Origin of the sequence: Solirubrobacter deserti, assembly GCF_027587175.1 — a bacterium.
Taxonomy (GTDB): Bacteria; Actinomycetota; Thermoleophilia; order Solirubrobacterales; family Solirubrobacteraceae; genus Solirubrobacter; species Solirubrobacter deserti.
The window spans coordinates 99,798-123,096 of sequence record NZ_JAPCID010000019.1; the positions used below are offsets into that span (position 1 = coordinate 99,798).

Genomic DNA, 23,299 nt, shown 5'->3' on the forward strand with positions numbered 1-23,299 from the left:
TGCAGGATGCTGTCGGCCGCGCTGATCGGATCGACGTCCGCGTATGCGAGGCGCCTAACTGGGCGAGGCCGACCCGAACCGCGCGCGCATGCCCGGGTCCACCAGCTCGACCCACTCGGGATGGCGCTGGATGTACGCCGCCGTGAACGGGCACATCGGCAGCACCGTCTTGCCGCTCGCGCGGATGTGCTCGAGCGTTCCGCGCACGAGCTCGCTGCCGAGGCCTTCGCCCTCCCGCCGCGCGTCGATCTCGGTGTGCGCGACGATCACGCTCGCCCCGGCCGGCCGGTAGTCCGACCAGCCGACCAGCTCGCCGTCGACGTGCAGCTCGTAGCGGTTGCGCTCTGGGTTGTCCTCGACCGTCCGGCTCATCGCCCAACCGTACCGTGCGGGCCGGCCCGGCCGGCCGCGTACAGCACGTGCACTCTTGCCGGAGTCGACGCTGCCTCGGGTGCAGCGCTCACTGCGCATCCTCGAGCTGTTTCCGCTCGCCGGCCGCGCATTGACGGGGCGGTGGACAGGCGTGAGGTTCTTGATCGGGCCGTGGCCGTGGATGATCCTTCTGTACGCGCACGACGCCGAGGACGGCGCGGTGTATGTGGTTGCCGTGCACGACGGACGCAACTCCGCGGCGGCGACCCAGGATCGCGGCTGACGCCCACTGGTTGGGTCGACCGGTGATGTCCGCGACCCTGCGGGACACTCACCGGGCATGCACGATGAAGCGCAGCTCGAGAAGCTGCATCGCGAGCACGCCGGAGCGGTCCGGGCCTTCGTGCGCCGGCGCGTGGGCGACGAGGATGCCGACGATGTCGTCGCCGACGTGTTCGTCGTCGCGTGGCGCCGGCTCGGCGACGTTCCGGACGACCCGCGGACGTGGCTGCTCGGGGTCGCGCGCAAGCTGCTGGCCAACCGGTTCCGGACGGCCAAGCGGCAGCGGGCGCTGTACGAGCGGCTCGCGCGGGAAGCCGAGCGCCGACCCGCGTACGCCGACGGCCCTTCGATGGACGAGACCGGCACGCTGCTGCGCGCGCTCGCGTCGCTGCGCGCGCGGGACCGCGAGGTGCTCCTGCTGGTCACCTGGGACGGGCTCAGCCACGCCGAGGCGGCGCAGGTGCTCGGCGTCCGCCCCGCGACGCTGACCATGCGCGTGCACCGCGCGCGCCGGCGGCTCGAGCGAGCGATCGAGCCCACCGCGCCGCCCGACGCCGCGGCGCCGACCGCCACCCCCGCGATCCAGCCCTCCAGTTCCGGAGCTTGAACGAGATGACCACCGAATCCCCTGACCTGCTCGATCGCCTGCGCGCGGCCAACATCGCCGTGGGCGACGACCCCGCACCCGCCTGGGAGCACACGCGCCGGCGCATCACGGCCTCGCCGCGTCGCTCGCGTCGCCTGCTGCTGGCCGGCGGCGCCGCGGCCGCGATCGCGGTGACCGCTTCCTTCGTCGTCACGTCCCGCGAGGACAGCCCGCGCCCGCTGGGCGTGCTGGAAGCCGCTGCGGCGACCGCGGCGTCGAACCCGCAGTCCGCGCGCTTCTCGGGCTACACGGCCGAGACGCGCGTCGAGATCGGCGCTTTCGAGGACACGACGTGGCAGATCGTCCGCCCCGTCTCCAGCACCGAATTCGAAGGGCGGCTGGAGTCGGTGCGACCCGTGCCGAAGTCGGCGACGCCCAGGGTCTTCCCGCCGGTCGCGCCGATCGACGGCGTGGAGCGCTCCTCACAGCGCGAAGGCGACCAGATGCGCGACGTCATGCGCTGGCGCCAGCCGTACGGGACGATGTTCCAGGGCACGCCGAACTTCTTCGAGCCCGGAAGCACCGAGCGGCCCGTCACGGTCCCCACCGACCCGGACGAAGCGGCCGCGGCCGTCGCCGCCTGGGCCGAGGGCCGCGTCCCCGCCGGCGCCCACCCGCAGCTTGCCCGCCTGATCCGCGAGGCCGGCCGGTCCCCGATCGCCGAGACCCTGCTCTACGCCGAGAACGTGCTCACCGCGCCGCGCGTGAGCCCGGACGTCCGCGCCGCGGTCTACCGCGCGCTCAGCCGCGTGCCGGATGTGCGCGTCGACCCGACCGCGACCGACGCGCTCGGCCGCCCCGCCGCCGCGCTGATCGCGACCGACGACGACGGGCCGACGAACACGCGCACCGAGCTGCTGATCGACCCGGAGACCTCGCGCGTGCTCGGCGAGCGCCATGTGTTCACCGTCGACCCCGGCGCCAACGAGCGCCGTCCCGCCGACGAACCGCCCTACGGCGAGGGCTCGGAGGAGACGACCTACCGCTACGCCGACTGACGGTCGAGCACGGCGACCGCCTCGACCTCGATCAACGCGTCGGCGTACCCGAGGGCGGCGACCCCGAGCAGCGTGTCCGCGGGCTTGTGGTCGCCGAACACGGCCACGCGCGCGGCCTCGATCACGGGCAGGTGCTCGAGCGTGAGCCCGACGACGAAGATCTGCAGCTTGGCCACCTCGTCCGGGCGAGCGCCGGCGGCCGCCAACGCGCGACCGACGTTCGCGAACGCCTCCCGCGCCTGCACCGCCAGGTCACCCGCGCCGACGAAGTTCCCGTCCCGGTCCTCCGCGACCTGGCCGGAGATGAACACCAGGCGCCGCCCCTCGGCGATCATCACCTGCGTGTAGGTGTCGGGCGTCGCGAGCGTCGGCGGGTTGAGGCCTTCGAGTGACATGAGGAGACCGTACGCGACCAAGCCTCAGCGGATCAACGTGTTCTGCCGCGCCGCGATTCGCCAGCGGCCCGCCTCGCGCACGAACACGTACAGGGCGATCATCGCGTCCCGGGCGTCCAGCTCCGCCCCGGCGCGGTCGATCGCCCGCGCGGTCTTGTGCGCCACCGCGACGTCGGGCCCGAGGAACGTGACGTCGCCCAGTACGTAGCGGGCGCGCTCGTCCTTCAGCGGCCCGGTGAGCAGCTCGCGGCTCGCCTCGAGCATCGCCTCACGGCCACGCAGGAGCGCACCCATGACGTTGACGGCCGTGCCCTCGTCGGTGAAGTGCCCGACCAGCAGCTCGGGGTCGTTCTCGTTGAAGCCGGTCTGGACGTCGGCGATGATCGCGCGCAGCTCAGCGATGTCGGCCTGGTGCTGGATGGACATGCGGCGGACCCTAGGTGCGGGTCCGCCGACGGTCCATCGGCCGTTGGTCCTAGGCCGGGCTCAGCGGCCGAAGACCTTGCGACGCACGGCGACCGCGGTGTCCGGGTTGTCGGCGAACACGCCGTCGACGCCGAGCTTGAAGAACAGCTTGAGCTCCGCGGCCTGGTTGCCGCGGGCGCGCGGGTACTCGGGGCTCGCGGGGTCACCCTCGCGGTGGTCGGCCGAGAGGAAGTTGTTCTCCGGGCGGAACGTGTACGGGTGCACCTGCAGGCCGGCGCGGTGCGCGTCGTTCACGAGCGACGTGGGCGCCTGCAGCTTGCCCGCCGCGTCGCGCGGGACGATCTGGTTCTTCTCCGGCCCGAGGCCGTCGGCGTAGCGCGACACCCAGCGCAGGCCGCTCGCGGACGTCAGGTCGGCGTAGGTGCGCGGGTCACCCTTGGCGGTGAAGTCGTACGGGCGGCCGGCCGCGCTCGTGAGCTGGACGATCGGCACGCGCAGGTCACGCGAGAGCTCCTGCAGGTTGGAGACTTCGAACGACTGCACGAACACGTCGGCGTTCGGGCGATCGAGGCCGTTCGCGCGCAGCGTGCGGACGAGCGGCTCCTCGAGCGAGAGGTTGATCGAGTCGAAGTACGTCGGGTGCTTGGTCTCGGGATAGATGCCGACGTCCTCACGCTTGGCGAGGTCGATGACCTCCTGCAGCGTCGGGACCTGGTAGAGCCCGTTGAATGCCGTGTTGAGCGGACGCAGCTGCGGGATGCGCTCGATCGCGCGCAGCGTCTTGAGCTCGGCGAGCGTGAAGTCCTCGGTGAACCAGCCGGTGATCGCGGTGCCGTCGATCGTCTTCGTCGTGCGGCGGTTGGCGAACTCCGGGCGCGAGGCGACGTCCGTCGTGCCGGAGATCTCGTTCTCGTGGCGCGCGACCAGCACGCGGTCCTTCGTGGAGACGAGGTCGGGCTCGATGTAGTCGGCGCCCATGTCGATCGCGAGCTGGTAGGCCGCGAGGGTGTGCTCGGGCCGGTACGCGGACGCGCCGCGATGCCCGATGACCAGCGGCTCACCGCGATGACCGGAACCCCAGGTGCGGCTGGCTTCGGCCGCCGGCACGGCAAGACCAAGTGCGAGCACTCCGGCTACGGCGGAGGCGAGGACACGTCTGTGCATGCGCCGGACGCTACGACGGCGCCCGCGGCCGGAATGTCAATGCGTTGTGAAGCTTGTGCGCTTCTACGCGCCGCGACGCTTGAGGCGACTACGCCACGCGATAGCGCAACAGCACCAGCCCTGAGTCGAACCGGCGGGTCTCCACGGTCTCGAGCTGTCGGAGCTGCGTCCCGGACTCGAAGAGCCGCTGCCCGCCGCCCACGACGACGGGGTACAGGAAGAGCCGGTACTCGTCCACGAGGCCGCTGGGCACCAGATCCCGGACGAGCGTCAAGCTGCCCGTGACGACGATGTCCGCCCCGGGCTCGCCCTTGAGCGCCCGGACGTCGTCGAGCCCGCGCAGGATCGTCGTCGGCTCCCATCCGCCGGGGGCTTGGAGGCGGCCGGAGACGACATACTTGCGCACCCGGTTGAGATAGTCGCTGACGCCCGTCGTGTCGTCGGTCTGGCTGGGCCAGTAGCCGCGCATCTCTTCGAACGTGGTGCGGCCGACCAGGAGCGCGTCGGCACCTTCCCGTTGCTCGGTCTGCGCCTGGATCAGGTCGGAGTCGTCCCAGGCGTCGTCGCGGTTCGCGGGTCCGAACCAGTCGCCGGCGGCGTCGATGACGCCGTCGAGCGTGATGTTCTGCGTGATGACGAGGTTGCGCATACCTACACCGACCGGCTCACCGGTGGTGAGTCATCGCTCCGCCCGCCATAGAGCCCGTTCCGGAACCTTTCGAGGAAGCTCGAAATCCTCGCTTGCGGTGCTCGAAAGCGCGACCGTGGGAACCATGACGGACCTGCATCAAGGCTTTCGCGGCCCGACGGGCACGCCGGTGAACGAGCTCACCGCCTTCCTCCAGGAGGTCGACCGGCTACCGGGCATCCAGCTCGTCCGGCGGGCACTCGCGGCGGCGGTCCGCCCCGCTGCGGGTGAACGCGTCCTTGACGCCGGGTGCGGGATCGGGCTTCAGACGCGACGGCTGGCAGACGAGCACCCCGACGCGCACGTCACCGGCGTGGACCACAACGCCGAGCTGTTGGCGATCGCGGGTCGCGATCCGCGCCCGAATCTCGCCTGGGTGCGGGCGGACCTGAACGGGCTCGACCTGCCGGAAAGCTCCTTCGACGTCATCTGCACCGAGCGGGTGCTGATGTACCTGCCCGACAGCGCGCTCGACGGGCTCGTCCGCCTGCTGGTTCCCGGTGGGCGGGTGGCGTTGTTCGAGCTCGACTACGGCGCGACGATGCTGGCACCCGGCAGCGCGCGCGATGCCGTGGTCATGCGTGCGCAAGCCGCCCTGCACGCCGCGCTCCCGCAACCCTGGGCCGGGCGGCGGCTCCCGCGACTGCTGCGCGATCGCGGCTTCACGGACATCGCGGCCCGGCCCTTCTCGTTCACGGTCTCCGAGCCCGTGTGGCGCGGGATCGTCCTCGGCACGCTGCAGGACCTCGACCGCGAGCTGAACCTGTGGCTCGCCGAGCAGGCGGACGCCGCCGCGCGCGGCGAGTTCGTGGCCGCGTTCACGGGGATGCTGTGTACAGGGCGACGAGCTCGGTCCCACGCGCCGTCCGCCGCACGATGACGGCGCGGCCCTCGCGCACGCGGTTCACCAGGCCGGCACGCTCGAGCGCGCGGACGTGGTGGCTCGCCATGCTCGGCACGCCCCGCAGCAGGCGCGCGAGCTCCCCGGCCGAGGCCGGGCGATCGAGGTGCGCGAGGATGCGCGCCCGCGGCGGCCCGAGCAGCGCTTCCAGCGACGCGGGTGGCGGCACGTCGACCCCGGGGGCGGGCACGGGGTAGCGCACCGCGAGGCACACGCTGCCGTAGTCGTCCGTCCAGCCCGCGGCGGTATCCGGCGCGAGCAACGGCTGCAGCACGAGCGCGGGCCCGGCGCGCACGTCCCCCGGCGCGCCTGAGTGGCTCGGCAGCAGCACCGCTTCCGCCTCGACCGCGCTCTGCGGGAACCGCTCCGCGATCAACGCGCCGCCGGCGCCCCGCGCAAGCGCGACGCTCACGCGCTCGACCTCGCGGTCGAGCCGTCCGGCCGCCTGGACCCACATCGGCTCCAGCGCCGTCCACGCGCGGCGCACCGCGACCGCGTACGCCCGCAGCCAGCGCCCCGGGTCCGCGGCCGCGGCGCGCCAGGGCCCGACTGGATGCCCTGCCCGCTCCGCCGCCTCAACCCCGGCGGTGAACACGTCGGGATCCACCGCGATCACCGCTTCGAGCTGATCCGTCATCGAACTTCCGGGTGGGACGATCTCGTTCGGTCGCCCACCGCCGCCGTCGCCGCGCTCGACGGCGAGCAGCGGCAGCAGCGCCTCCACGTCCCGCGGGCGCAACTGGGCGAGCACCGTGCCGCGCAACTCGGGCAGGGAGCCGCGCAGGACGTGCGCGATCAGCGCGACCGCGGTCGGCAGCGGCGAGATGACCGGCGCGATCACCGCGGATTCCAGCTGGGCGAGCGGCAGGCGCTGGAAGGCCATCAACGCAGGCTACTCACCGCGTAGAGCGGTCGCGAAACGACGGGCATCGGCGATACGCGGCAGGTTGTTGAACATGACATAGGCGGTGCCGGTGGCCGGCAGCGCCGCCGCGATGGAGGCGAGCTCGTCGTCGGTGTAGACGTGACGGGCGCCGGTCAGTCCGTGCAGGCGGAGGTAGGTCTGCTCCGGCGTGACGGTGCTGTCCACGAACGGGTCGACGACGTGGACGAGGTCGAGCTCGCGACAGAGGTCCAGCACCAGTTCCGCCGGCCACGGGCCGCGCGGCTCCCACAGCAGGCGCACGCCAGCGGGGCGATCGACTGCGGCGAAGAACTGACGCATGCGGTCGGCGTTGTCAGCGGTCGGGCGAAAGCTTCGCGGGCATTGGAAGAGCACCGCGGTGGCGCGCAGCAGCCGCGTGCATTCCAGCGTCCGGTTCCAGGCGTCGAGCACCACGGGCGTCGTGCGGAAGCTGCCGCACTGGCTCCGTTCGTCGGAGCTGAGGGTGCGACGCAGACGGCGGTAGGTCGGACTTGACGCTTCGTGGGTGATCAGCTGCCAGGCCTTGAGCGTGAACTCGAAGCTCGGTGGCGCGCGGTGACGCCAGCGCAGCATCGTCGCGTCGGCGGGCGGCTCGTAGAAGGTCTGCTGGACCTCCACCACCGGGAACTCGCGCACGTAGTCGGCGAACGCCATCGTGAAACCGCACAGGCCGACACGGACCTCGGTCATGGCGGTCCGATCGGACGGGAGAACGTCAAGCTCTCGCCCGAGAGCGCGACTTGCAGCTCACGGATGATCGTGCCTTGGAGTCCCGAGGCCAGCAGCCCCGGCCCGAGCGGGCCGGACCGGTCCTCGCCGAGGAGCGGAAGGCATCGCAGCGCGGCCCTCACGCCCACCGACATGTGGTCCAGCTGCCAACGGATCTCCTCGGCGACCGCGGCGTCCTGGTCGGCCGCGGCCAGCCCGGCGGCCTTGGCGGCGTAGCCCGCAGCCCCCAGCGCATGTGCCCCCATGTGCGCGACCGCCGCGGCCTGTCCCGCCGCGCGGGCCGCGGCGACGGCGGCCGGCGCTGTCACCTCACGCGCCGCGCCGCCCCCGGCGAACCGCCGGCGGATCTCCTCGGCCGTGTTCAGCTCGCCGCGAGCGAACGCTCGAGTGCGCTCGATCGATGCGCGAGGGCGATGATCCTCTGGCGCGTCGGCCTCGAACACCCACAGCACCCGCTCAGCGCAGTCCGCGGCCCAAGCGGCCACGAGCCGCCGGTCGCTCTCGGTCAACGTCTGGGGAGACCTCACGGACGACATCGTCGCACCGCGCTCACGCGTCTCAGCGGATGTCCGCCGCGACGCGGTACAGCGCCGGGTCGGCGGCCGCGAGCGACACGGCCCGCTGGGCGTACGCCGCCGCCGCGGGGTCGCCTTGGGTGGCTCTCGCATCCTCCGCCCGTTCCCACTCGGTGAGGTTGATGACGCGCGCGCCGTCCAGGCCGGCGAGGATCGTCGAGCCGATGAATCCCGGGCGGTGGCGGATCACCTGCTGGACCCCGTCGATCAGCAGGTCGACGAGCTCCTGCTGGCGATCGGGGTCGACGTCGAAGACGTTGATGAAGGTCGTCATGCTCGGGAGACGGCGCAGCGCGTCGAATCGTCAGCCTGACGTTTCCTCGTGCTGGCTCGTCCTGAAGACATGAACGCGCGCGCTGTCGCCTACCGGCTGCTCGGATCGATCGGGGAGGCCGAGGACGCCGTCCAGGAGGCGCACGCTCGCTGGTACGCGCTGCCGGAGGCGCGCCGTCGCGAGGTGCGCTCGCGCGACGCCTGGCTCGTGACGACCGTCAGCCGGATCTGCCTGGACATCCTCGGCTCCGCCCGCGTCCGGCGCGAGCACTACGTCGGCGAGTGGCTGCCCGAGCCGGTCGGGACGTCCGAGGACCCGGCGGACCTCGCGGAGCTCGACGAGTCGCTGAGCATGGCGCTGCTCGTCGTCCTGGAGCGGATGACGCCCGCCGAGCGGGTCGCGTTCGTGCTGCACGACGTCTTCGGGTTCCGGTACGCGGAGATCGCCGAGATCGTGGGCCGCACCGAACACGCCTGCCGCCAGCTCGCCTCGTCCGGCCGGCGCCGCGCGGACGAGGCGCGCGGGCGCGCCGTCGACCCTGCTGTCGTGGCCGCGCTCAAGCGGGCGTGGGAAGCGCGCGACCTCGACGCGCTCGTCCGCCAGCTCGACCCGGCCGTGATCGCCTTCGTCGACGGCGGCGGACACGTCAGCGCCGCCCGGGATCCGATCGCGGGCGTGGTCCCCGTAGCGCGTCTACTGCTCTCGGTCCTGGATCGCCAGCCCGGACTCACGTTGCACATCGCGACCGTCAACGGCGCTTCAGGGCTCATCGCGCGTGCCCCGGACGCCACCGTGCTCGCCGTCACCTCGGTCACCACCACCGACGGGCGCGTCGACCGCCTGTGGTCCATGCGCAACCCGGACAAGTTGACGACGTGGACCTGATGCGGCCGCCGCGTGCGACGCTTACGCGATGCGCCGTACCCTTGCCGCCGCTCTCACCGTCGTCGCCGTGTCCGCCCCGGGCATCGCGCACGCCGCCGAGAAGTCCTATGTCCGCGACCCGATGACCGGCCGCCTCGCGCAGAAGCCGCGCAAGGTGGACTTCCGTGACGTCAACCTCACCGGCCTGCGCTGGATCCACTGGGGCTGGACGAAGGCGATCGCCCGCGGGAACGCGCGGGTGCTGGTGTGCGAGCCGAGCTGCGCCGACGGCTACGTCGTGCGCGGCAAGGTGCGGCTGGTCGTGCGCAAGCGGGTGGTCGAGGGCGACCGGCGCGTGTACCAGTGCATCGAGGGCCGGATCACGGGCGTGCCGCGCAGCGTCTCGCGGATCAGCTGGATGTGCTGAACGCCTCGCTCGTCGCCCCGACGTCACCACTACCGTGATGTCGCGATGAAGCTCTCTCAGCGCGCGCTCGAGGTCGAGCCCTTCCACGCCCTGGCGTTCGGTCAGCAGGCCGCGGCGCTGGAGGCGCAGGGCCATCACGTGGTCCGCCTCGGGATCGGCGAGCCGGACTTCGGCGCGCCGCCCGCGGTGCGGGAGGCGATGCGCGCGGTGATGGACGGCCGGCCGCTGCCGTACACGATCCCGATGGGGCTGCCGACGCTGCGCGAGGCGATCGCCGGGTTCTACAAGGACCGGCACGCCGTCAACGTCGATCCCGCCCGCATCATCATCACGTCCGGCGCGTCCGCGGGGCTGCTGGCCGTGACCGCCGCGACGACCGACCCCGGCGACGAAGTGATCCTCGCCGACCCCTCCTATCCCTGCAACCGCGCGATGGTGCAGAGCTTCGGCGGGACCGTCGTCGCGCTGCCCTCCACCGCCGAGACGCGCTACCAGCTCGCCGCGGCCGCCGTCGAGGCGGCCTGGACCGAGCGCACGAGCGCCGTGATGGTCGCGTCGCCATCGAACCCGACCGGTACGTCGATCACGAACGACGAGCTGGCCGCGATCTGCAATCTCGCGCGCGAGCGCGGCGCGTGGCGGATCGTGGACGAGATCTACCTCAACCTGTCCGACGACGCGCCGCAAAGCGTGCTCAGCGCCGACCCCGAGGCGATCGTCATCAACAGCTTCTCCAAGTACTTCGGCATGACGGGCTGGCGACTCGGGTGGGTCGTGCTGCCCGAGGTGCTCGTGCCCGCGGTCGAGAAGCTCGCCATGAACTACTTCCTGTGCGCGTCCACCCCGACCCAGCACGCGGCGCTGGCCGCGTTCACGCCGGAGTCGCTCGCGGTGTGCGAGGAGCGGCGCGCCGAGCTCGCCGCCCGGCGGGCGCTCGTCCTGGACGGGCTCGAGCGGATCGGGCTCCCCGTCCCCGCGCTGCCGGACGGCGCGTTCTACGTGTACTTCGACGTCGCCGGCACCGGCCTCAGCGCGTGGGAGTTCTGCGCCCGCGCGCTCGCCGAGCAGCACGTCGCGCTCACGCCCGGCACGGACTTCGGGAGCCATACCGCTGACACTCACGTCCGGCTGTCGTACGCAGCGTCCCGCGACGAGCTGCGCGAAGGGCTCGCCCGGCTCGAGCGCTTTCTGACCCGCTAGTCCGAGCCGAGCAGGAAGCGCTCGATCTCGTCGACGCCCTGCGCGGTGTAGCGGCTCAAGCCCTCCAGCGCGCCCGCCCAGCAGGCGACCGCCGCGTGCAGGACGGTCCGGCCGCGGCCGCGCTCCTCCCCGTCCCGGAGCAGGCAGACATACGGCTGCTCGGCGTCGTTGTCCACCACGATCCGCACGGCGCCGAACCCGTGCAGGGCGCTCAGAACGTCCTCCAGTGACAGGGACGCGACGCCGAGGTCACGGACCGCCGCGATCACGGCGGGTCGGCTGAGCAGGTGTTCGAGATCGGCGTCGTGCATTGCGCGACGCTACCAACGGCCCCGGCGGACTCACCATCGACCAACCGTCCAAAACGGACGCGGTCGTTTCCGTGACGGCGTCGAATTCCGATCCCGCCGTGATCGTTTTCACGAACGAGGCGACGGCAATCCTCGCTCTAACGGGTTGACGACCTGGGTCCCAGGAGGTCGTCCCCGCCGACGTACATCTCATCTAGGAGGGAATGCCCCATGGCGTACACGCGTGAAGACGTGCTGGCTTGGCGCGGCCAGGATCTGGTCGACAACGACGGCGACAAGATCGGCTCCATCGACGACATCTATCTCGATCGCGAGACCGACCAGCCCGAGTGGGCGGTCGTGACGACCGGCCTGTTCGGCACCAAGCGCACCTTCGTCCCCCTCGCGGAGGCGCAGCCCAGCGGTGATGGCGTGCGTGTCCCGTACGAGAAGGCGACGGTCAAGGACGCCCCGAACATCGACCCGGACGGCCAGCTCTCACACGACGAGGAGCGCACGCTCTACCAGCACTACGGGCGCGAGTACCGCGACTTCGACGGCGGCTCCGGCGTGCTCGATCGCGACGAGGACCGCACGGACCTCGACGCCGGCACGACGACCCGCGGCGACGTCGACCGCGACGTCGACACCACCACGCGCGGCGAGGCCGGCGGCCCCGGCCACGACACCAGCGGCCCCAACACCGACAACGCCATCACCCGCTCCGAAGAGGAGCTGCGCGTCGGCACCACCGAGCGCGAGTCCGGCCGCGTGCGCCTGAAGAAGTACGTCGTCGAAGACCAGGTCACCGAGACCGTCCCGGTCCGCCGCGAGGAAGTCCGCGTCGAACGCGAGCCGATCACCGACGCCAACGTCGACGCCGCCCTCGACGGCCCCGACATCTCCGAAGAAGAGCACGAGGTCGTGCTCCACGAGGAAGAAGTCGTCGCCGAGAAGCGCACCGTGCCCAAGGAGCGCATCCGCCTCGAGAAGGACGTCGAGACCGAGCAGCGCGAGGTTAACGAGACCGTGCGCTCCGAGCGCATCGACGTCGACGACCAGCGCGCCTGAGGGCGAGCGGGGCCGGCTGGGGAGCCGGCCCCGCCGCTACGCCTTCCGGTCGATGTCGGGGTCGATGTCGCGCGCCCGTTCGGCGTGCGCCTGAGCGGCGCCCTGGCGCTCCCGCGCCTCCTGCTGGGCCCGCTCAGCCTCGGCCTCGGCCTCGCGCGCCTTGCGAGCGTGGGCCTCGGCCACCGACCGCTCTTCGTCCGCATGCGCGCGCAACTCCTGCGCGTTGCGTTCGGCTTCGGCCGCCGCTTCCTCGTGGCGCCCGGCTTCGGCGAGTCGGGCTCGCGCCTCGACCCGCCTCTGCGCCGGGTCCGGGCGCCGTGCCCGTAGCAGCAGCACCGCCACGAGGATGAGCACCAGGACGACGGCGGCGATGATGATCGCTGTGGTCACGACCGGGGTGCTACCCGCCCGTGGTCCTGGGTAGTTCAGGCGCATGCCCGATCTCGACACCGTCCTCGCGTGGCGCGGCAAGACCGTCGTCGACCGCGAAGGCGAGAAGGCCGGCACGCTCGGCGCGCTCTACCTCGACGAGAATGACCGGCCCGCCTACGCCGGCGTCCAGACCGGCCTGTTCAAGCGCCGCGAGTCGATGGTCCCGCTCGACGGCGCCCGCCCGCTCGGCGACGACGTCCAGGTCCCGTACACGGTCGAGGAGATCCACTCGGCGCCCCACGTCGACGCCGACGTCAACCTCACCGACGAAGAGCAGGACACGCTCGCGTCGCACTACGGCGAGCCCACGCAGATCCTGTCCGGCGACGAGGGCCCCGAGGCCGAGATGGTGCGCTCGGAGGAGGAGGTCTCCTTCGACGTCGCCCCGGCCAAGCCGCGCGAGCGCGTGCGGCTGCGCAAGCACACCGTCGTCGAGCACGTGGAGAAGACCGTGCCGGTGCGGCGCGAGGAGGTCCGCCTCGAGCACGAGCCGCCGCCGGACGGCAAGATCGTCGACGTCAAAGACGGCTGACGAGCTGGTCTTCGACCGGACCCACGCCTGTGGCGGTTGGGAGGCGGCTCGTGTGTCAATGGGCGACTTTCGGGCCGCCACGAACGGGCTTGTGTTGCGGAACCCGTTCCTCGTTCTCGCGTATGCGGGGCTCGTAGTAGGAGAAGAACACCTTTCCGACGAGGTCTCGCCGGCTGCGCACGCCGGTCTTCTCGAAGATGCTCTTGAGATGCTGCTGGACGGTGTGCGGCGAGAGCACGAGCCGATCCGCGATGGCCGCGGTGGACTCGCCCTGAAGGACGAGGCGCGTGACGTCCTGTTCCCGGTCGGAGAGCCCGTACGCCGACATGAGCAGCGGGCCGATGCGTGCTGGATGGGCCGGCTCGACGATCACGGCGGCGCGTCGCTGGCCGCCGCCCTGAAGCACCGCTCCGTGGAGGATCAGCCAGCGTCCTGAGCGGCTGAGGACTCGCGCCACGGCGATCTCGCCGGGCGCCTCGCTGCCGTCGGTCGAGCGCAGGGCCTGCGCGGCCACGGTCAGCACCGCGGACGGCAGCGCCCCGGCGTCCCAGTTGCCTTCCGGCAGGTCGGCGAGCCACTGCTCGACGCCGGGCGTCGCGGACTCCAACTCCCAATCCGCGGTCAGCACCACCAGCCCCGGAGCCTCGGGGCCTTCCGGGTCGAGCGCCTCGCCCAGCAGCAGCGCCCGCCGCGCTCCGTCGGCGAGCGGCGCGGAGATGGCCGACGCGAACTCGACCTCGTCGTCGCCGAACATCGGCGCGCCCGGTTCGCGATAGAGCCCGAGCCCGCCCCACGCCGCGCCGCTGGCGGTGCGCAGGGCGACGATCAGCTCCTGGTCGGCGCCGAGCTCGCGGTTGGCCCGCCAGCGAGCACTGGTGCTGGGATCACCGCCGGTCGCTTCGTGCAGCGTCGACGCGCCGCGCCGCGAACGGGCGATGTCGGCGAGGCGGTTGACGTCATCCGGGTAGCACTCGCGCGCCAGCAGCTCGGGCGGCAACACCGGCATGTACTCGTTGAAGTGGCTCGTGACGAGCAAGGACGCCGGATCCAGCGTGAACCAGCACGGGGCCAGGTGGTACGGGACCACCGAGCGGATGACGTCGGCGCTCTCGCGCCAGAGGCTCACGAGGTCGAGCCCTGCACCCGCGAGGGCAGCGATCCGCTCGTATGCGCGCTCCTTCGCATACACGCGCATGGCTGCACTCTACGCCGCCCGGCGCGAGCCGCAAATACCACCTTCCTGGAATGGACGGCGGCGCGGGCGGCGGCCACGCTGAACCTCTATGACGGCAGCAGCGCGGACCCCCGAAGAACTGGACACGCTGATCGAAGACGCGTGTCTGCAGCATGACCGGGCACTGCTCGACGACCTGTTCCACGACGCCGCGTTGCTCGCGACGCCGGGCGGCCTGGTCGTTCGGGGGCGCGAAGCCGTCGGCGACATGCTCGTGGGTCGCACCTACGTCGCGCGAGCCAAGCACGTGTTGCAGGTGCGGAGCACCGCCCTGGTGGTGGTGGGCGCCGGCGTCCACGTTCTCGGCCGCGACGGCGACGGCACGTGGCGCGCCGCCATCTCGTTCCTCGACCTTCCGACGTGATGGCGAACCGCCGCGTGCGTTCAGCACATCACCAGTCCCCCCAGCACCAAGGAGCCACCATGCGCAACGCATCTCGGCGACGCTCGCTACCCGTACTCGCCGCGGCCATCGCCGCGCTCTGTGGCCTCACGCTGTCGACAGAGTCCGCGACGAGCAGCGTCACGCACACCCACGACTTCCAGTCCTTCCTGCGGCACTACGAGGCCGCCAACACCGCCTTCGTCAACGGTGATCCGTCGCTGTGGCTGGCGATGACGGCCCGCAAGGACCCGGTGTCCATCTTCGGCGGCTTCGGCGGCCTCGGCGACGCCGGCACCGCGGCCGTGCACCAGCGCTATCTCCTCGCGGCGACCGCATTCCGCCCAAGCGGCGCCAGGGTCGAGTTCCAGTACCTCGTCCGGGACGTCCAGGGCCGGCTGGCCTACACCGTCGCGATCGAGCGCTCCAACGTCCTCTATGCGGGGCAGACGCAGCGCCGTCCGCAGATCCTCCGGGTGACCATGCTGTTCCGTCGCGACCTCGGTGGCTGGAAGATCATCCATCGCCACGCCGACACGATGACCGAACTCCAACTGCCCACGGGCTGAGTCTCGGCATTGCGCTCCGCAGGTGGCGGCGACGTGTTGTCGAGGATGTGACCGCCGCGCTCGGGCTTCTGCTCGCCGCCACGATTCCCATGGACCTCGCCGTCGATCACACGGGGCGCGCGTTCGAGGTCGGGCGGACTTCGTCATCCGTGGCGTGGCGCGTCGCGGCGCCCCGTGAGTCGTTCGGGCCCTGGCGGACGCTTCTGCGGCTGCCCGCAGGCCAGCGGCCGGTTCGAGCGGCCCTGGCCGAGGACGGGCGTGGCTTGATCGCGCTGCACAGCGGGCGAGCGCCCGGGCGGCGGGTGCGCGTCGCCGGCATCGACGCCGCCGGGCGGGTCGGCCGGCTGCGCACGGTGACACGGGGCAGCCGGGCAGACCTGGCGGCGCTCGCGGTGGCGCGTGGCGGCGCCGCGGTGGTCGTGTGGTACGCGCATCGGCCGGACGGGCGCTGGCGGCTCGAGGCCGCGGCCCGCGACCCCGGCGACGGAGCGTTCGGCCGGCCGCAGGCCATCTCGCCACTGCAGCGCGTGCCGTGCTGCACGGCCGTCGCCGCCGCGATCGGGGACCGCGGGGATGTCGTCCTGACATGGCGGTCGACGCTGCGGCCGACGGCGTGGGCGGCGCTGCGTGCGGCCGGTGCACGGTTCCGGCCGCCGCACCGGCTGGCCGCGGAGTCCAGTGACGTCCCTCGCGCCGCGATCGGCGCCGACGGGACCGCAGCGGTGGTCTACAGCCTTCAGCGTGTCCCGCTGCGCCCCGGCGATGGGCTGCGCCTGCACCGGGCGCCGGCCGGTGAGCCGTTCGGGGCCGCCGAGGTCGTCAACCCGGGCGGCGGCGTGACGCTCGGCGACGTGACCGTGACGCGCGCCGGGCACACGGCTGTGGCGTGGGTCGAGCCGGCCGGCGCGCGGGTGCGCTTGTCCGAGGCCGGACCGGGGATGCCGCTCAGCGTCGCCGCCGTGCTCGGAGCGAACGCCGCGCCGCGGGCGCCGGTGTTGGCCGCCGGCGACGACGGGCGCGCCGTGGTCGCGTGGACCGCCCGAGCGCCGTCCTCAAGGTCCCCCGACGAGCGCGTCATGGCTGCACAGCGCGTTGCCTCGCCCGCGGGCTTCGGCGAGCCCGTGGCGCTTGGCGAGCCGTGGCCGAGCGCTGCGCCGCGCATCGTGCGGCTCAGCCCCGGCGCGCGGGCGCTCGTGCTGTGGACGCGCACGGGTCGACGCCACTCGGCCCACGCCGTCACGCGGGTCCCTTGACTCAGGGATACTCGCCCAAACCCTCGAGGAGGAGGACACGATGGCGGTGGATCGCGAGCTCGGAGCCGGTGCGTGGTCGTACTTCGGCGATCCGCGCGCGATCTCGCACGACGGGCACACCTTCACCGGCTGGATCTCGACGACCGGCAACGTGTGGGTCGCCCGCTACACCCGCGGCGGCCGGCTGTCCAAGCGCCTGATCTTCCGCGGCCTGGGCCGCGACGATCACAACAACCCTTCGCTCGTGTTCCGCCGCGACGGGCACCTGATGGTGTTCTTCTCACCGCACTCCGGACACCACCTGCCGCCGCCCGGCATCCCGAGCGTGATGCGCTACATGGTCGCCCTGCATCGTCACTCGATCCAGGAGTTCGGGCGGGTCCGGACCGTGCCGACCAACGTCCCCGGCGGGCTGGGCTACACGTACCCGAACCCGATCCAGCTCCGGGACAAGCTGTGGCTGTTCTGGCGCGGCGGCGGCTGGAACCCGACGTTCTCCTACACCGAGGACGGCCACACGTGGGTGCCGGCACGCGAGCTCGTCCGCAGCGGCGGCGGGGCGCGGCCGTACGCCAAGTACGTCGGGGACGGCAACCGGCGGATCCACGCGATCTTCAGCAACGGGAACGCGCACAGCACGCCCAGTGGCCTCCACTACCTCCGCTATGAAGCAGGAGAGCTCTCCGCGATGAGCGGGCGCCGGCTCGGAACCCTGGACGACGTGCCACTGCACGTCTCCGCGCTCGACCGCATCTACCGCTTCACCGCACAGGGCGGGAGCGCCTGGCCGATGGACATCGCGCTCACCGCCGAGGGCCGCCCGCGCGTCGTCTACACACGGCTGCGAGCCGGCCAGGACACCTTTTACTACGCGTACCACAACGGTGAGCGGTGGGTCAGCCGCAAGATCATCGAGGCGGGACGCGGACGCGAGCACTTCGGGTCCGGCGGGGCGTCGCTCGACCACGAGGACCCGCGCTTCGTCTACCTGTCGCGAACGATCGGCACGTGGAGCCAGGTCGAGCAGTGGTTCACGCCGGACGAAGGCCGGACCTGGACAACGCGACAGCTCACCGCGAGGCCGGACGGCTTCTGCGCGCGGCCGGTCACGCCGCGCGGCCTGCGCGGCGCCAACCGCGTCCTCTACTGGACCGGCGACGAGCGCACCACCGGCTGGACGAAGTACGTCACCCGGATCCGCGCGCTGGACTTCTAGCTCGGCCAGCGGCTCGCCTCGGAGTCGCAGGGGATTTGCGGCTTCACGCGCGAGGGACGCGAGCCGTCGCAGGTGCGGGCAGCCGCACCCTCACCCGGACATGTCGGGGAGGTCAGCACGCCTGGCTGCTCGGTGTCGGCGGCGCCGCGTTCAAGAGACGCTGTCGGCATGTCCCCAACGGCGAGCGACGGAGCTTCAAGATGACCACCTCTGCCCTGAGGGCGCCTCGGCTCCCACGGCTTCGTGCTCGTTCGGCGGAGGCGGTGGTGTTCAGCGTGGCGGCCGTGTTCGCGCTCGCGCACGCGGTCGACGACGCGATCCTGCTTCCCGGTGCCGGCGTGCCGCTCTTCCAGCACGGGATCGCGCTGGCGATCGCGCTCGTGACCACACTGGCCGCCGTCGCCCGATTCGAGTCGATGCGCCCCGGCCTCCGCGCGGCGACGGCGTTCACGTTCGGCGTGCTCGCCACGCTCAACGGTGGCCGTCACGCGCATCACATCGTGTCCGAGGGCGTCACCGCCAACGACGTCACCGGCGTCCTCGCGCTCGGCGCCGGCGTCGTGCTGATCGCGCTCGCGGCCTGGATCCCGTTCCGCCATCGCGGCGAGCGCACCGCGAGCCCGTTCAAGCGCTGGGCGATCCGCGCCGGCGTGGTCGCCGTCTCCCCGCTCGTGGCGCTGTTCGTCCACATGCCGGTCGGCATGGCCATCATCGAGGTCCACTCGCTGCACCGGGCCGTCGGCAGCCCGCCGAGCGCCGCCTATGAGCCGGTGCACCTGACCACGTCCGACGGCCTGGAACTCGACGCCTGGTACCACCCGTCCCGCACCGGCGCGGCCGTGCTGATGATGTCGGGCGGCAGCGGCGACATCCGCGGCACCCTCAGCCACGCGCGGATGCTCGTCCGCCACGGGTACGGCGTACTGCTCTTCAGCGGTCGCGGGACGGGCGACAGCGGCGGCACCCCCAACTCCTACGGCTGGGGCCGCGAGAAGGACGCCGCCGCCGCGCTCGACTATCTCGCCACGCGCGAGGACGTCCAGCCCGGCCGAGTGGGCGCACTCGGCCTCTCCACCGGCGCCGACATGGCGATCGACATCGCCGCCCGCCGCACCGACGTCAACGCCGTCGTCGCCGACGGGACCGCCGCGATCGGCTACGAGGACCTCAAGGAGTACACCTCCAGCCCCGTGACCCGCCTCAACGGCTGGCTCATGTTCAAGACCATCGAGGCCATCCAGGGCACCTCCGGCCCGGACGTCTCGCTCGCCGACCAGATCGCCCGCATGCGCGCGCCGAGCCTGCTGATCGCGGCCGGCGAGGTCGAGAAGACCTGGGGCGACCTCTACGACCACGCCGGCGGCGAGCGCTCGCACCTCTGGCACCTGCCGCACGCCTCTCACACGGCCGCGCTGCGCCAGTACCCGCGCGAGTACGAGCGACGGGTGGTCGAGTTCTTCGACGTTCACCTCGGCGGGCGCGGTGCCGTCACTCGCGCGCGCTGACGGTCCCGGCCGCAACCAGCAGCATGACGGTTAGTGCGTCCCCGATCGGTCGTTCGGCGGCGTGCTCGACCGTCCTGTAACTGAACGTGCGTATCGTCCGCAAACGGGACGCCCTAGCCGACAGTCAAAGCGGCCTTCGGCGCGGCCTCTCACGCAATTGCGATTCGCGCTGCGGTCGCAAGCACGCTGCCACCGGAGCGGGTAGTTCGAAGATCTTGGAAAGAAGCGTAGTCCACAATTACGCATATTTCGACCGCCGTCGAAGCGCGTCGTCCGCCGACGGGTCCGTCGTAAGCACCCGTGACGACTCGCACCCGTCCGGTGTCACCAGCGCGCCAGAGAGCGGCCACGTCGACAGTGAGCGCGCGCATCAACGACCTGAAGAGGCCCTCCCGCACGGGCGGTCCAAGCCGGTGGGGCAGTAGCGCGGCGGCTCGGCGCCCGTACGGCCCCGGCAGCGCCACTTAGCATGAGGTGGTGGCTCAAGGGTCGCTATCGCCATGTTGCCCGAGGAACGGGATATCGCTCCCGTCGAACGGGAGGTCCTCTTCGTCGTGAAGCGGACCGACGATGCATACCGGCTGACCCAGAGATCCCTCCTCAACCGTGATGAACTCGTCTTTCGTGGCCCCTCGAGACTTCGGGTCGAACCCACGCGGCCACCGTGTATCGGGGCTGTACTGCGCGCCGGCAAGCCGCGCCGAGTCCAGCCCAGCTGCGCCGCAGAAGTTCGTTCCTTGCAGACTCGCGCCACGGAGATCAGCGCCGGCCAGGTTCGCTCCGTGGAGGTCGGCCCACATCAGATCAGCGTCCCGGAGAATGGTCTGTCTAGCGTCGACCCAGTCGAGTTGAGCCTCGTACAGCGAGCTCTCTGTAAGATCAGCCGCCACAAGTTCCGCACGTTCCAAATGGCTTGCGTTGAGTGTCGCGTGCCGGAACGAAGTCTCGTTCAGTCGTCGGGACTTGGCGCCTCGGAAGTACACACCGGAGAGGTTGGCGCCGTCGAACCGGGCTTCACGGAGATCCGTGCCGACGAAGCGCGTCCCCGCCATCCGTGCCCGGTCCAGCCGTGCCCATCGCAAAGTCGCGCCATCGAACACGCTGGCGGAAAGGTCTGAGCGGCGAAGATCCGCACCTTGCAGATTTGCTCTCTTGAGAATCTTGCGGACCAGGAAAAGACCACTTAGGTCCCGTCCCGGAAGGGCCAAGCCGGTTAGGTCCTCCTCGAGCGTGAGCGTTAGTTGCAGATTCTCCTTCTCATCGGCTCGTTGCTGCCGGCGTTCGTTTAACCGGAGCTGGTCTTCGCGGCGCTTATCCCCGTCCCGCTGCGCAGCGGTCAAAGCGATCGCCACGACAACGCTCACGAAGATGCTTTGCCCGAGATCACCCCATCCTTTACTAGCGTCACGCGCCCAAAGGAACAGTCCCACTCCCAAGAGGACGGACACCCCGACCGCGGATAGCACTCCGGCGCCAGTCACCAAGCTAACCGCGAACGACAGCAAGGCGCCGATCCCGGCAATCGCTCCGGCGGCCACTGGTCCTACGGAGTCTTTAGCGCTGTCTTGGGCCCCCCGGGCTGGCTCGTTAGACATCTTGGCGGCATAGTCCCACCGCCCTAAGCCCAATCGGAAGCGCTGGCCCAGAGGTGTCGATTCGATCAGCGCTGGGAAGCGGGGACAGGGCTCGGGACAGAACGATCGTGATTGTGCGTGCGCTGACATTCATGCGAGGTGAAGTGCGAGCGGGCGGCGAAGCCCTCCTCCGGCAACGAAAACACGCCGCCATACAGAGCGCTTTTGGACGGTTCCGCTACTTCGACGGTGGGCAGGGCCGCCGGTCTCGGCTCTCAGATGGGAATCCCAAAGCCGCGCAAAGACTCGACCTTCGCCTGAGACAGGTCTCCGCGAGCAGCAGCGGCGCTCACAGCCGCGACTTTCTCGTCCGTCGTCATCTGCAGAACCTGATCTACGTCGACCTCAAGATCGAGCAGCGTGTCTACGAGCACAGCCGTGGTCGCGCCCGTCCCCGCTTGGTCGTCGTTCATGCGTCGCAACCTACAGCGGCATTCATCGCGAGGCGCCGTCCGAGGGATGCGCACCTCGTACGAGGAACGAAAGTGGCGTTACTCGACGAAACAGAACGTGAGGGCTGCTGCGCGCTCAGACGCGGAGCAGCCTGCGAAGGTCGCCAGCGAGGTCGTCAAGGTCCTCGGGATCACATGCGTCGAGATCGTCCTCGGCGACCCCGGCCATCGCCTCGGGATACCGCCGTTCGAAGCTCGCAACCTTCTCGGGGTAGGAGAGCTCGAGCTCCTCGACCAGTTCGGCGAGGGTCATGTCGTCGCGGCGGTCGTTGAGTACGGGTCCGACGGTAGCTGCCGGGCCAGCCTAAGTAGCGCTTCTCGACGAAAGACGCTCCTCTCCTGGTCGAGCGGTACGGGCTCGCCGGCTGCGATGAAGCAGCGCCACGTCGCCACAATGGCCCGGTGGCGACGGTGCTTTTCCACGTAAGCCCCAGCGCAAACCGCGAGTCCATTCGCCGTTTTGGACTCGACTGGCGCCGCATGGGCACCGAACACAACATCCCGGGCGCGATCGGGGCTGAACAAGCCGGCATCTTCCTGTCACGCGATCGCGAAGAAGCGCGATGGTTCGTCGCCATGGGGCGACACCTTCATGGCGAGCTCGACGTGTGGGAGGTCACGCTTGCGCACGACTTCGACGCCGAGGACCGGCCCCTCGACATGCCCTGCCGAATCATCGATGGGTTCCTCTGCTGGACCCAGCCGATCGAGCCGACACGCATCCGCCTGCTGCGCTCTCCTTCCTGATGAGCGGCCCGCCGCGGTCTCCTCGGTCACGTGCGAAGACGGCGGCTTCTCGGAGCTCAGCGAATGTGGTGTTTATCGATGGTTTCGCTCATTTGGCCGGCAGTCTCCGGCCGGAGTGCCACCGCTCCGTTCAGGCGGAAGCGGGACTGAGCCGATCGAGACGATACGGTCGCGCGCGTGCCGGTTGACCCGAACGATCCGGAGTGGCAGGCCACAGATCGCTTCGCGTTGATCTTTCGCGACGTGGCGGCCGCCCTCGTCCACGCGGACCCAGTCGGGCTCGTCACGACGGGTGCACCAGCTGACGAATACGACTCCGAGGCCGCTCGAATCACGCGCCTGGTCCTTGCGGAGGCCGATAGTCGTGAAGATGTCCTTCAGATCGCGGGTGACGTCATGGCCTACTACTTCGGGGGTGACCGCTACAACGGTCGACTCGGCGAATTCGCGGACGCCGTCTGCGAACTACGGCGCGACGAGTGACGTAGTCCTTCGATGCACGCGGAGCATCTACGCCCGCCCCGCCAAAGTGGTGTTTGTCGGCGATCCGGCCACTCTCGCCGCTCACAGCAAGAGCGCAGTTGCCACGGGGGCAGCGCGGTAGGTTGCCCGCGTGCACGAACCCGCGCCCGACCTTCCGTCAGGCGACCACTTCCGGCTCGTGGCCTCGCTGCTGCTTACGACCACAGCGGAAGGTGGTCGGCAGACGCCAGTGGGGTCCGGCTACAGGCCCGACTGCTGGTTCGGCGGCGCGTCCGAGCAGAGCCAGCGCGACCTGACTGGATGCCTGATCTTCATACGGCCGGGCGAGGACGTGTTCGAGCACGACGGCACGTTGTGGGTCCCGCCGGGCGGGAGGTGCAGTGCGGATGTTCTCGTTCGGTACCCGTCCTCCGTGCGGGATCTTGTGCATCCGGGCGGGGTGTTGGAAGTCCAAGAAGGGCATCGTGTGATTGCGGCGGGGACGATCCTGTCGATCAGCGACCCCGGACCGGAACAAGCGACCCCGGACCGGAACATGAGTAGCTAGAGCCCGCGGCAAAGTGGTGCTTTTCGACGGTTGCGTACCTTTGAACGGCCCAGTCCTGGCCCGCGCTACTGCCGGTACCTCCGGCG

31 protein-coding genes are annotated in these 23,299 nt (G+C 71.0%); 16 read left to right on the forward strand and 15 right to left on the reverse strand.

Going from position 1 to position 23,299, the window contains the following annotated elements; genetic code table 11:
* Window positions 1-54 precede the first annotated feature (54 nt).
* A complete protein-coding gene (locus OJ962_RS15265) occupies window positions 55-372 on the reverse strand; it encodes a GNAT family N-acetyltransferase (protein WP_202953416.1) in 318 nt (105 codons plus the stop codon).
* A gap of 79 nt (window positions 373-451) precedes the next feature.
* On the opposite strand from OJ962_RS15265, the gene OJ962_RS15270 reads away from it, so the two are divergent.
* The 3 genes from OJ962_RS15270 to OJ962_RS15280 are packed head-to-tail and all read left to right on the forward strand — an operon-like array spanning window position 452 to window position 2,298.
* Window positions 452-655: a hypothetical protein gene (locus tag OJ962_RS15270; RefSeq protein WP_202953415.1), complete on the forward strand. Its 204-nt coding sequence runs from the start codon at window positions 452-454 to the stop codon at window positions 653-655.
* Window positions 656-712: 57 nt separating this feature from the next.
* Complete coding sequence (locus OJ962_RS15275) at window positions 713-1,261, forward strand: RNA polymerase sigma factor (RefSeq protein ID WP_202953414.1); 549 nt, start codon at window positions 713-715, stop codon at window positions 1,259-1,261.
* Between the two features lie 5 nt (window positions 1,262-1,266).
* Window positions 1,267-2,298, forward strand: coding sequence for a hypothetical protein (locus OJ962_RS15280; protein ID WP_202953413.1), 1,032 nt, complete (start codon window positions 1,267-1,269; stop codon window positions 2,296-2,298).
* Here the strand turns inward: OJ962_RS15280 and OJ962_RS15285 are convergent.
* The 4 genes from OJ962_RS15285 to OJ962_RS15300 all read right to left on the reverse strand — a co-directional run bounded on the left by OJ962_RS15285 (window position 2,286) and on the right by OJ962_RS15300 (window position 4,932).
* Complete coding sequence (locus tag OJ962_RS15285; protein WP_202953412.1) at window positions 2,286-2,693, reverse strand: RidA family protein; 408 nt, start codon at window positions 2,691-2,693, stop codon at window positions 2,286-2,288. The genes OJ962_RS15280 and OJ962_RS15285 overlap by 13 nt on opposite strands.
* Before the next feature lie 24 nt (window positions 2,694-2,717).
* Complete coding sequence (locus OJ962_RS15290; protein ID WP_202953411.1) at window positions 2,718-3,119, reverse strand: SgcJ/EcaC family oxidoreductase; 402 nt, start codon at window positions 3,117-3,119, stop codon at window positions 2,718-2,720.
* 60 nt (window positions 3,120-3,179) lie between these two features.
* A complete protein-coding gene (locus OJ962_RS15295) occupies window positions 3,180-4,283 on the reverse strand; it encodes a glycerophosphodiester phosphodiesterase (RefSeq protein ID WP_202953410.1) in 1,104 nt (367 codons plus the stop codon).
* Between the two features lie 88 nt (window positions 4,284-4,371).
* A complete protein-coding gene (locus OJ962_RS15300; protein WP_202953409.1) occupies window positions 4,372-4,932 on the reverse strand; it encodes a dihydrofolate reductase family protein in 561 nt (186 codons plus the stop codon).
* Between the two features lie 124 nt (window positions 4,933-5,056).
* Here OJ962_RS15300 and OJ962_RS15305 point away from each other — a divergent pair, with 124 nt between their 5' ends.
* Window positions 5,057-5,851, forward strand: coding sequence for a methyltransferase domain-containing protein (locus OJ962_RS15305; RefSeq protein WP_202953408.1), 795 nt, complete (start codon window positions 5,057-5,059; stop codon window positions 5,849-5,851).
* Here OJ962_RS15305 and OJ962_RS15310 read toward each other — a convergent pair.
* Genes OJ962_RS15310 through OJ962_RS15325 form a run of 4 tightly spaced genes read right to left on the reverse strand, consistent with a single transcriptional unit; the run spans window position 5,790 to window position 8,375 of the window.
* Window positions 5,790-6,755: a winged helix-turn-helix domain-containing protein gene (locus OJ962_RS15310; RefSeq protein WP_202953407.1), complete on the reverse strand. Its 966-nt coding sequence runs from the start codon at window positions 6,753-6,755 to the stop codon at window positions 5,790-5,792. The two genes, OJ962_RS15305 and OJ962_RS15310, sit on opposite strands and share 62 nt — an antisense overlap.
* A gap of 9 nt (window positions 6,756-6,764) precedes the next feature.
* Window positions 6,765-7,451: a DUF72 domain-containing protein gene (locus OJ962_RS15315; RefSeq protein WP_270006448.1), complete on the reverse strand. Its 687-nt coding sequence runs from the start codon at window positions 7,449-7,451 to the stop codon at window positions 6,765-6,767.
* Between the two features lie 32 nt (window positions 7,452-7,483).
* A complete protein-coding gene (locus OJ962_RS15320; protein ID WP_202953405.1) occupies window positions 7,484-8,053 on the reverse strand; it encodes a putative immunity protein in 570 nt (189 codons plus the stop codon).
* A 31-nt stretch (window positions 8,054-8,084) separates the two neighbouring features.
* On the reverse strand, window positions 8,085-8,375 hold the full coding sequence (locus tag OJ962_RS15325; protein WP_202953404.1) for an antibiotic biosynthesis monooxygenase family protein: 291 nt from the start codon (window positions 8,373-8,375) through the stop codon (window positions 8,085-8,087).
* A gap of 69 nt (window positions 8,376-8,444) precedes the next feature.
* Between OJ962_RS15325 and OJ962_RS15330 the strand changes: the two genes are divergently transcribed.
* From OJ962_RS15330 to OJ962_RS15340, 3 genes are read left to right on the forward strand one after another with little or no spacing between them, the layout of a single operon-like run.
* On the forward strand, window positions 8,445-9,260 hold the full coding sequence (locus OJ962_RS15330) for a sigma-70 family RNA polymerase sigma factor (RefSeq protein WP_202953403.1): 816 nt from the start codon (window positions 8,445-8,447) through the stop codon (window positions 9,258-9,260).
* Window positions 9,261-9,288: 28 nt separating this feature from the next.
* Complete coding sequence (locus OJ962_RS15335; protein WP_202953402.1) at window positions 9,289-9,666, forward strand: hypothetical protein; 378 nt, start codon at window positions 9,289-9,291, stop codon at window positions 9,664-9,666.
* 45 nt (window positions 9,667-9,711) lie between these two features.
* Window positions 9,712-10,866, forward strand: a complete 1,155-nt coding sequence (locus tag OJ962_RS15340) for an aminotransferase class I/II-fold pyridoxal phosphate-dependent enzyme (protein WP_202953401.1) — start codon at window positions 9,712-9,714, stop codon at window positions 10,864-10,866.
* Here the strand turns inward: OJ962_RS15340 and OJ962_RS15345 are convergent.
* Entirely contained in the window at window positions 10,863-11,177 is a 315-nt protein-coding gene (locus OJ962_RS15345) for a hypothetical protein (RefSeq protein WP_202953400.1), read from the reverse strand. The two genes, OJ962_RS15340 and OJ962_RS15345, sit on opposite strands and share 4 nt — an antisense overlap.
* A gap of 210 nt (window positions 11,178-11,387) precedes the next feature.
* On the opposite strand from OJ962_RS15345, the gene OJ962_RS15350 reads away from it, so the two are divergent.
* Window positions 11,388-12,227 carry a DUF2382 domain-containing protein gene (locus tag OJ962_RS15350; RefSeq protein ID WP_202953399.1) on the forward strand — a complete coding sequence of 280 codons (840 nt, stop codon included), beginning with the start codon at window positions 11,388-11,390 and terminating at the stop codon, window positions 12,225-12,227.
* Window positions 12,228-12,263: 36 nt separating this feature from the next.
* Here the strand turns inward: OJ962_RS15350 and OJ962_RS15355 are convergent, their stop codons facing one another.
* Window positions 12,264-12,617: a hypothetical protein gene (locus tag OJ962_RS15355; protein WP_202953398.1), complete on the reverse strand. Its 354-nt coding sequence runs from the start codon at window positions 12,615-12,617 to the stop codon at window positions 12,264-12,266.
* 43 nt (window positions 12,618-12,660) lie between these two features.
* Here OJ962_RS15355 and OJ962_RS15360 point away from each other — a divergent pair, with 43 nt between their 5' ends.
* The gene (locus OJ962_RS15360) at window positions 12,661-13,191 is read left to right on the forward strand and encodes a PRC-barrel domain-containing protein (protein ID WP_202953397.1); all 531 of its coding nucleotides are present in this window, start codon (window positions 12,661-12,663) and stop codon (window positions 13,189-13,191) included.
* A 55-nt stretch (window positions 13,192-13,246) separates the two neighbouring features.
* Here the strand turns inward: OJ962_RS15360 and OJ962_RS15365 are convergent, their stop codons facing one another.
* Window positions 13,247-14,386 (reverse strand): helix-turn-helix transcriptional regulator, encoded by a 1,140-nt coding sequence (locus tag OJ962_RS15365; protein ID WP_202953396.1) that lies wholly within the window; start codon window positions 14,384-14,386, stop codon window positions 13,247-13,249.
* Between the two features lie 88 nt (window positions 14,387-14,474).
* Between OJ962_RS15365 and OJ962_RS15370 the strand changes: the two genes are divergently transcribed.
* The 5 genes from OJ962_RS15370 to OJ962_RS15390 all read left to right on the forward strand — a co-directional run bounded on the left by OJ962_RS15370 (window position 14,475) and on the right by OJ962_RS15390 (window position 19,350).
* The gene (locus OJ962_RS15370; protein WP_202953395.1) at window positions 14,475-14,789 is read left to right on the forward strand and encodes a Cif family virulence factor; all 315 of its coding nucleotides are present in this window, start codon (window positions 14,475-14,477) and stop codon (window positions 14,787-14,789) included.
* Window positions 14,789-15,376: a nuclear transport factor 2 family protein gene (locus OJ962_RS15375; protein ID WP_270006449.1), complete on the forward strand. Its 588-nt coding sequence runs from the start codon at window positions 14,789-14,791 to the stop codon at window positions 15,374-15,376. Before OJ962_RS15370 ends, OJ962_RS15375 begins: the two co-directional genes overlap by 1 nt.
* Window positions 15,377-15,423: 47 nt before the next feature.
* Window positions 15,424-16,629: a hypothetical protein gene (locus tag OJ962_RS15380; RefSeq protein WP_202953393.1), complete on the forward strand. Its 1,206-nt coding sequence runs from the start codon at window positions 15,424-15,426 to the stop codon at window positions 16,627-16,629.
* A 40-nt stretch (window positions 16,630-16,669) separates the two neighbouring features.
* Complete coding sequence (locus OJ962_RS15385) at window positions 16,670-17,845, forward strand: BNR-4 repeat-containing protein (RefSeq protein WP_202953392.1); 1,176 nt, start codon at window positions 16,670-16,672, stop codon at window positions 17,843-17,845.
* A gap of 263 nt (window positions 17,846-18,108) precedes the next feature.
* Window positions 18,109-19,350 (forward strand): alpha/beta hydrolase, encoded by a 1,242-nt coding sequence (locus tag OJ962_RS15390; protein ID WP_270006450.1) that lies wholly within the window; start codon window positions 18,109-18,111, stop codon window positions 19,348-19,350.
* 482 nt (window positions 19,351-19,832) lie between these two features.
* On the opposite strand, the gene OJ962_RS15395 is transcribed toward OJ962_RS15390, so the two are convergent.
* From OJ962_RS15395 to OJ962_RS15405, 3 genes are all read right to left on the reverse strand, one after another.
* Window positions 19,833-20,714 (reverse strand): pentapeptide repeat-containing protein, encoded by an 882-nt coding sequence (locus OJ962_RS15395; RefSeq protein ID WP_202953389.1) that lies wholly within the window; start codon window positions 20,712-20,714, stop codon window positions 19,833-19,835.
* Between the two features lie 485 nt (window positions 20,715-21,199).
* A complete protein-coding gene (locus OJ962_RS15400; protein WP_202953388.1) occupies window positions 21,200-21,397 on the reverse strand; it encodes a hypothetical protein in 198 nt (65 codons plus the stop codon).
* A 115-nt stretch (window positions 21,398-21,512) separates the two neighbouring features.
* Window positions 21,513-21,689 (reverse strand): hypothetical protein, encoded by a 177-nt coding sequence (locus OJ962_RS15405; protein ID WP_202953387.1) that lies wholly within the window; start codon window positions 21,687-21,689, stop codon window positions 21,513-21,515.
* A 149-nt stretch (window positions 21,690-21,838) separates the two neighbouring features.
* Between OJ962_RS15405 and OJ962_RS15410 the strand changes: the two genes are divergently transcribed.
* Both OJ962_RS15410 and OJ962_RS15415 read left to right on the forward strand, forming a co-directional pair.
* A complete protein-coding gene (locus OJ962_RS15410; RefSeq protein ID WP_202953386.1) occupies window positions 21,839-22,183 on the forward strand; it encodes a hypothetical protein in 345 nt (114 codons plus the stop codon).
* Between the two features lie 177 nt (window positions 22,184-22,360).
* A complete protein-coding gene (locus OJ962_RS15415) occupies window positions 22,361-22,666 on the forward strand; it encodes a hypothetical protein (protein WP_202953385.1) in 306 nt (101 codons plus the stop codon).
* Window positions 22,667-23,299 lie beyond the last annotated feature (633 nt).

Excerpts from the sequence above, each read along its gene's own strand:
- OJ962_RS15265 (WP_202953416.1), bottom strand. The coding sequence starts at position 372 with ATGAGCCGGACGGTCGAGGACAACCCAGAGCGCAACCGCTACGAGCTG.
- OJ962_RS15275 (WP_202953414.1), top strand. The coding sequence starts at position 713 with ATGCACGATGAAGCGCAGCTCGAGAAGCTGCATCGCGAGCACGCCGGA.
- OJ962_RS15280 (WP_202953413.1), top strand. The coding sequence starts at position 1,267 with ATGACCACCGAATCCCCTGACCTGCTCGATCGCCTGCGCGCGGCCAAC.
- OJ962_RS15285 (WP_202953412.1), bottom strand. The coding sequence starts at position 2,693 with ATGTCACTCGAAGGCCTCAACCCGCCGACGCTCGCGACGCCCGACACC.
- OJ962_RS15290 (WP_202953411.1), bottom strand. The coding sequence starts at position 3,119 with ATGTCCATCCAGCACCAGGCCGACATCGCTGAGCTGCGCGCGATCATC.
- OJ962_RS15295 (WP_202953410.1), bottom strand. The coding sequence starts at position 4,283 with ATGCACAGACGTGTCCTCGCCTCCGCCGTAGCCGGAGTGCTCGCACTT.
- OJ962_RS15300 (WP_202953409.1), bottom strand. The coding sequence starts at position 4,932 with ATGCGCAACCTCGTCATCACGCAGAACATCACGCTCGACGGCGTCATC.
- OJ962_RS15305 (WP_202953408.1), top strand. The coding sequence starts at position 5,057 with ATGACGGACCTGCATCAAGGCTTTCGCGGCCCGACGGGCACGCCGGTG.
- OJ962_RS15310 (WP_202953407.1), bottom strand. The coding sequence starts at position 6,755 with ATGGCCTTCCAGCGCCTGCCGCTCGCCCAGCTGGAATCCGCGGTGATC.
- OJ962_RS15315 (WP_270006448.1), bottom strand. The coding sequence starts at position 7,451 with ATGGCGTTCGCCGACTACGTGCGCGAGTTCCCGGTGGTGGAGGTCCAG.
- OJ962_RS15325 (WP_202953404.1), bottom strand. The coding sequence starts at position 8,375 with ATGACGACCTTCATCAACGTCTTCGACGTCGACCCCGATCGCCAGCAG.
- OJ962_RS15330 (WP_202953403.1), top strand. The coding sequence starts at position 8,445 with ATGAACGCGCGCGCTGTCGCCTACCGGCTGCTCGGATCGATCGGGGAG.
- OJ962_RS15335 (WP_202953402.1), top strand. The coding sequence starts at position 9,289 with ATGCGCCGTACCCTTGCCGCCGCTCTCACCGTCGTCGCCGTGTCCGCC.
- OJ962_RS15340 (WP_202953401.1), top strand. The coding sequence starts at position 9,712 with ATGAAGCTCTCTCAGCGCGCGCTCGAGGTCGAGCCCTTCCACGCCCTG.
- OJ962_RS15345 (WP_202953400.1), bottom strand. The coding sequence starts at position 11,177 with ATGCACGACGCCGATCTCGAACACCTGCTCAGCCGACCCGCCGTGATC.
- OJ962_RS15350 (WP_202953399.1), top strand. The coding sequence starts at position 11,388 with ATGGCGTACACGCGTGAAGACGTGCTGGCTTGGCGCGGCCAGGATCTG.
- OJ962_RS15360 (WP_202953397.1), top strand. The coding sequence starts at position 12,661 with ATGCCCGATCTCGACACCGTCCTCGCGTGGCGCGGCAAGACCGTCGTC.
- OJ962_RS15365 (WP_202953396.1), bottom strand. The coding sequence starts at position 14,386 with ATGCGCGTGTATGCGAAGGAGCGCGCATACGAGCGGATCGCTGCCCTC.
- OJ962_RS15370 (WP_202953395.1), top strand. The coding sequence starts at position 14,475 with ATGACGGCAGCAGCGCGGACCCCCGAAGAACTGGACACGCTGATCGAA.
- OJ962_RS15375 (WP_270006449.1), top strand. The coding sequence starts at position 14,789 with ATGGCGAACCGCCGCGTGCGTTCAGCACATCACCAGTCCCCCCAGCAC.
- OJ962_RS15385 (WP_202953392.1), top strand. The coding sequence starts at position 16,670 with ATGGCGGTGGATCGCGAGCTCGGAGCCGGTGCGTGGTCGTACTTCGGC.
- OJ962_RS15400 (WP_202953388.1), bottom strand. The coding sequence starts at position 21,397 with ATGAACGACGACCAAGCGGGGACGGGCGCGACCACGGCTGTGCTCGTA.
- OJ962_RS15405 (WP_202953387.1), bottom strand. The coding sequence starts at position 21,689 with ATGACCCTCGCCGAACTGGTCGAGGAGCTCGAGCTCTCCTACCCCGAG.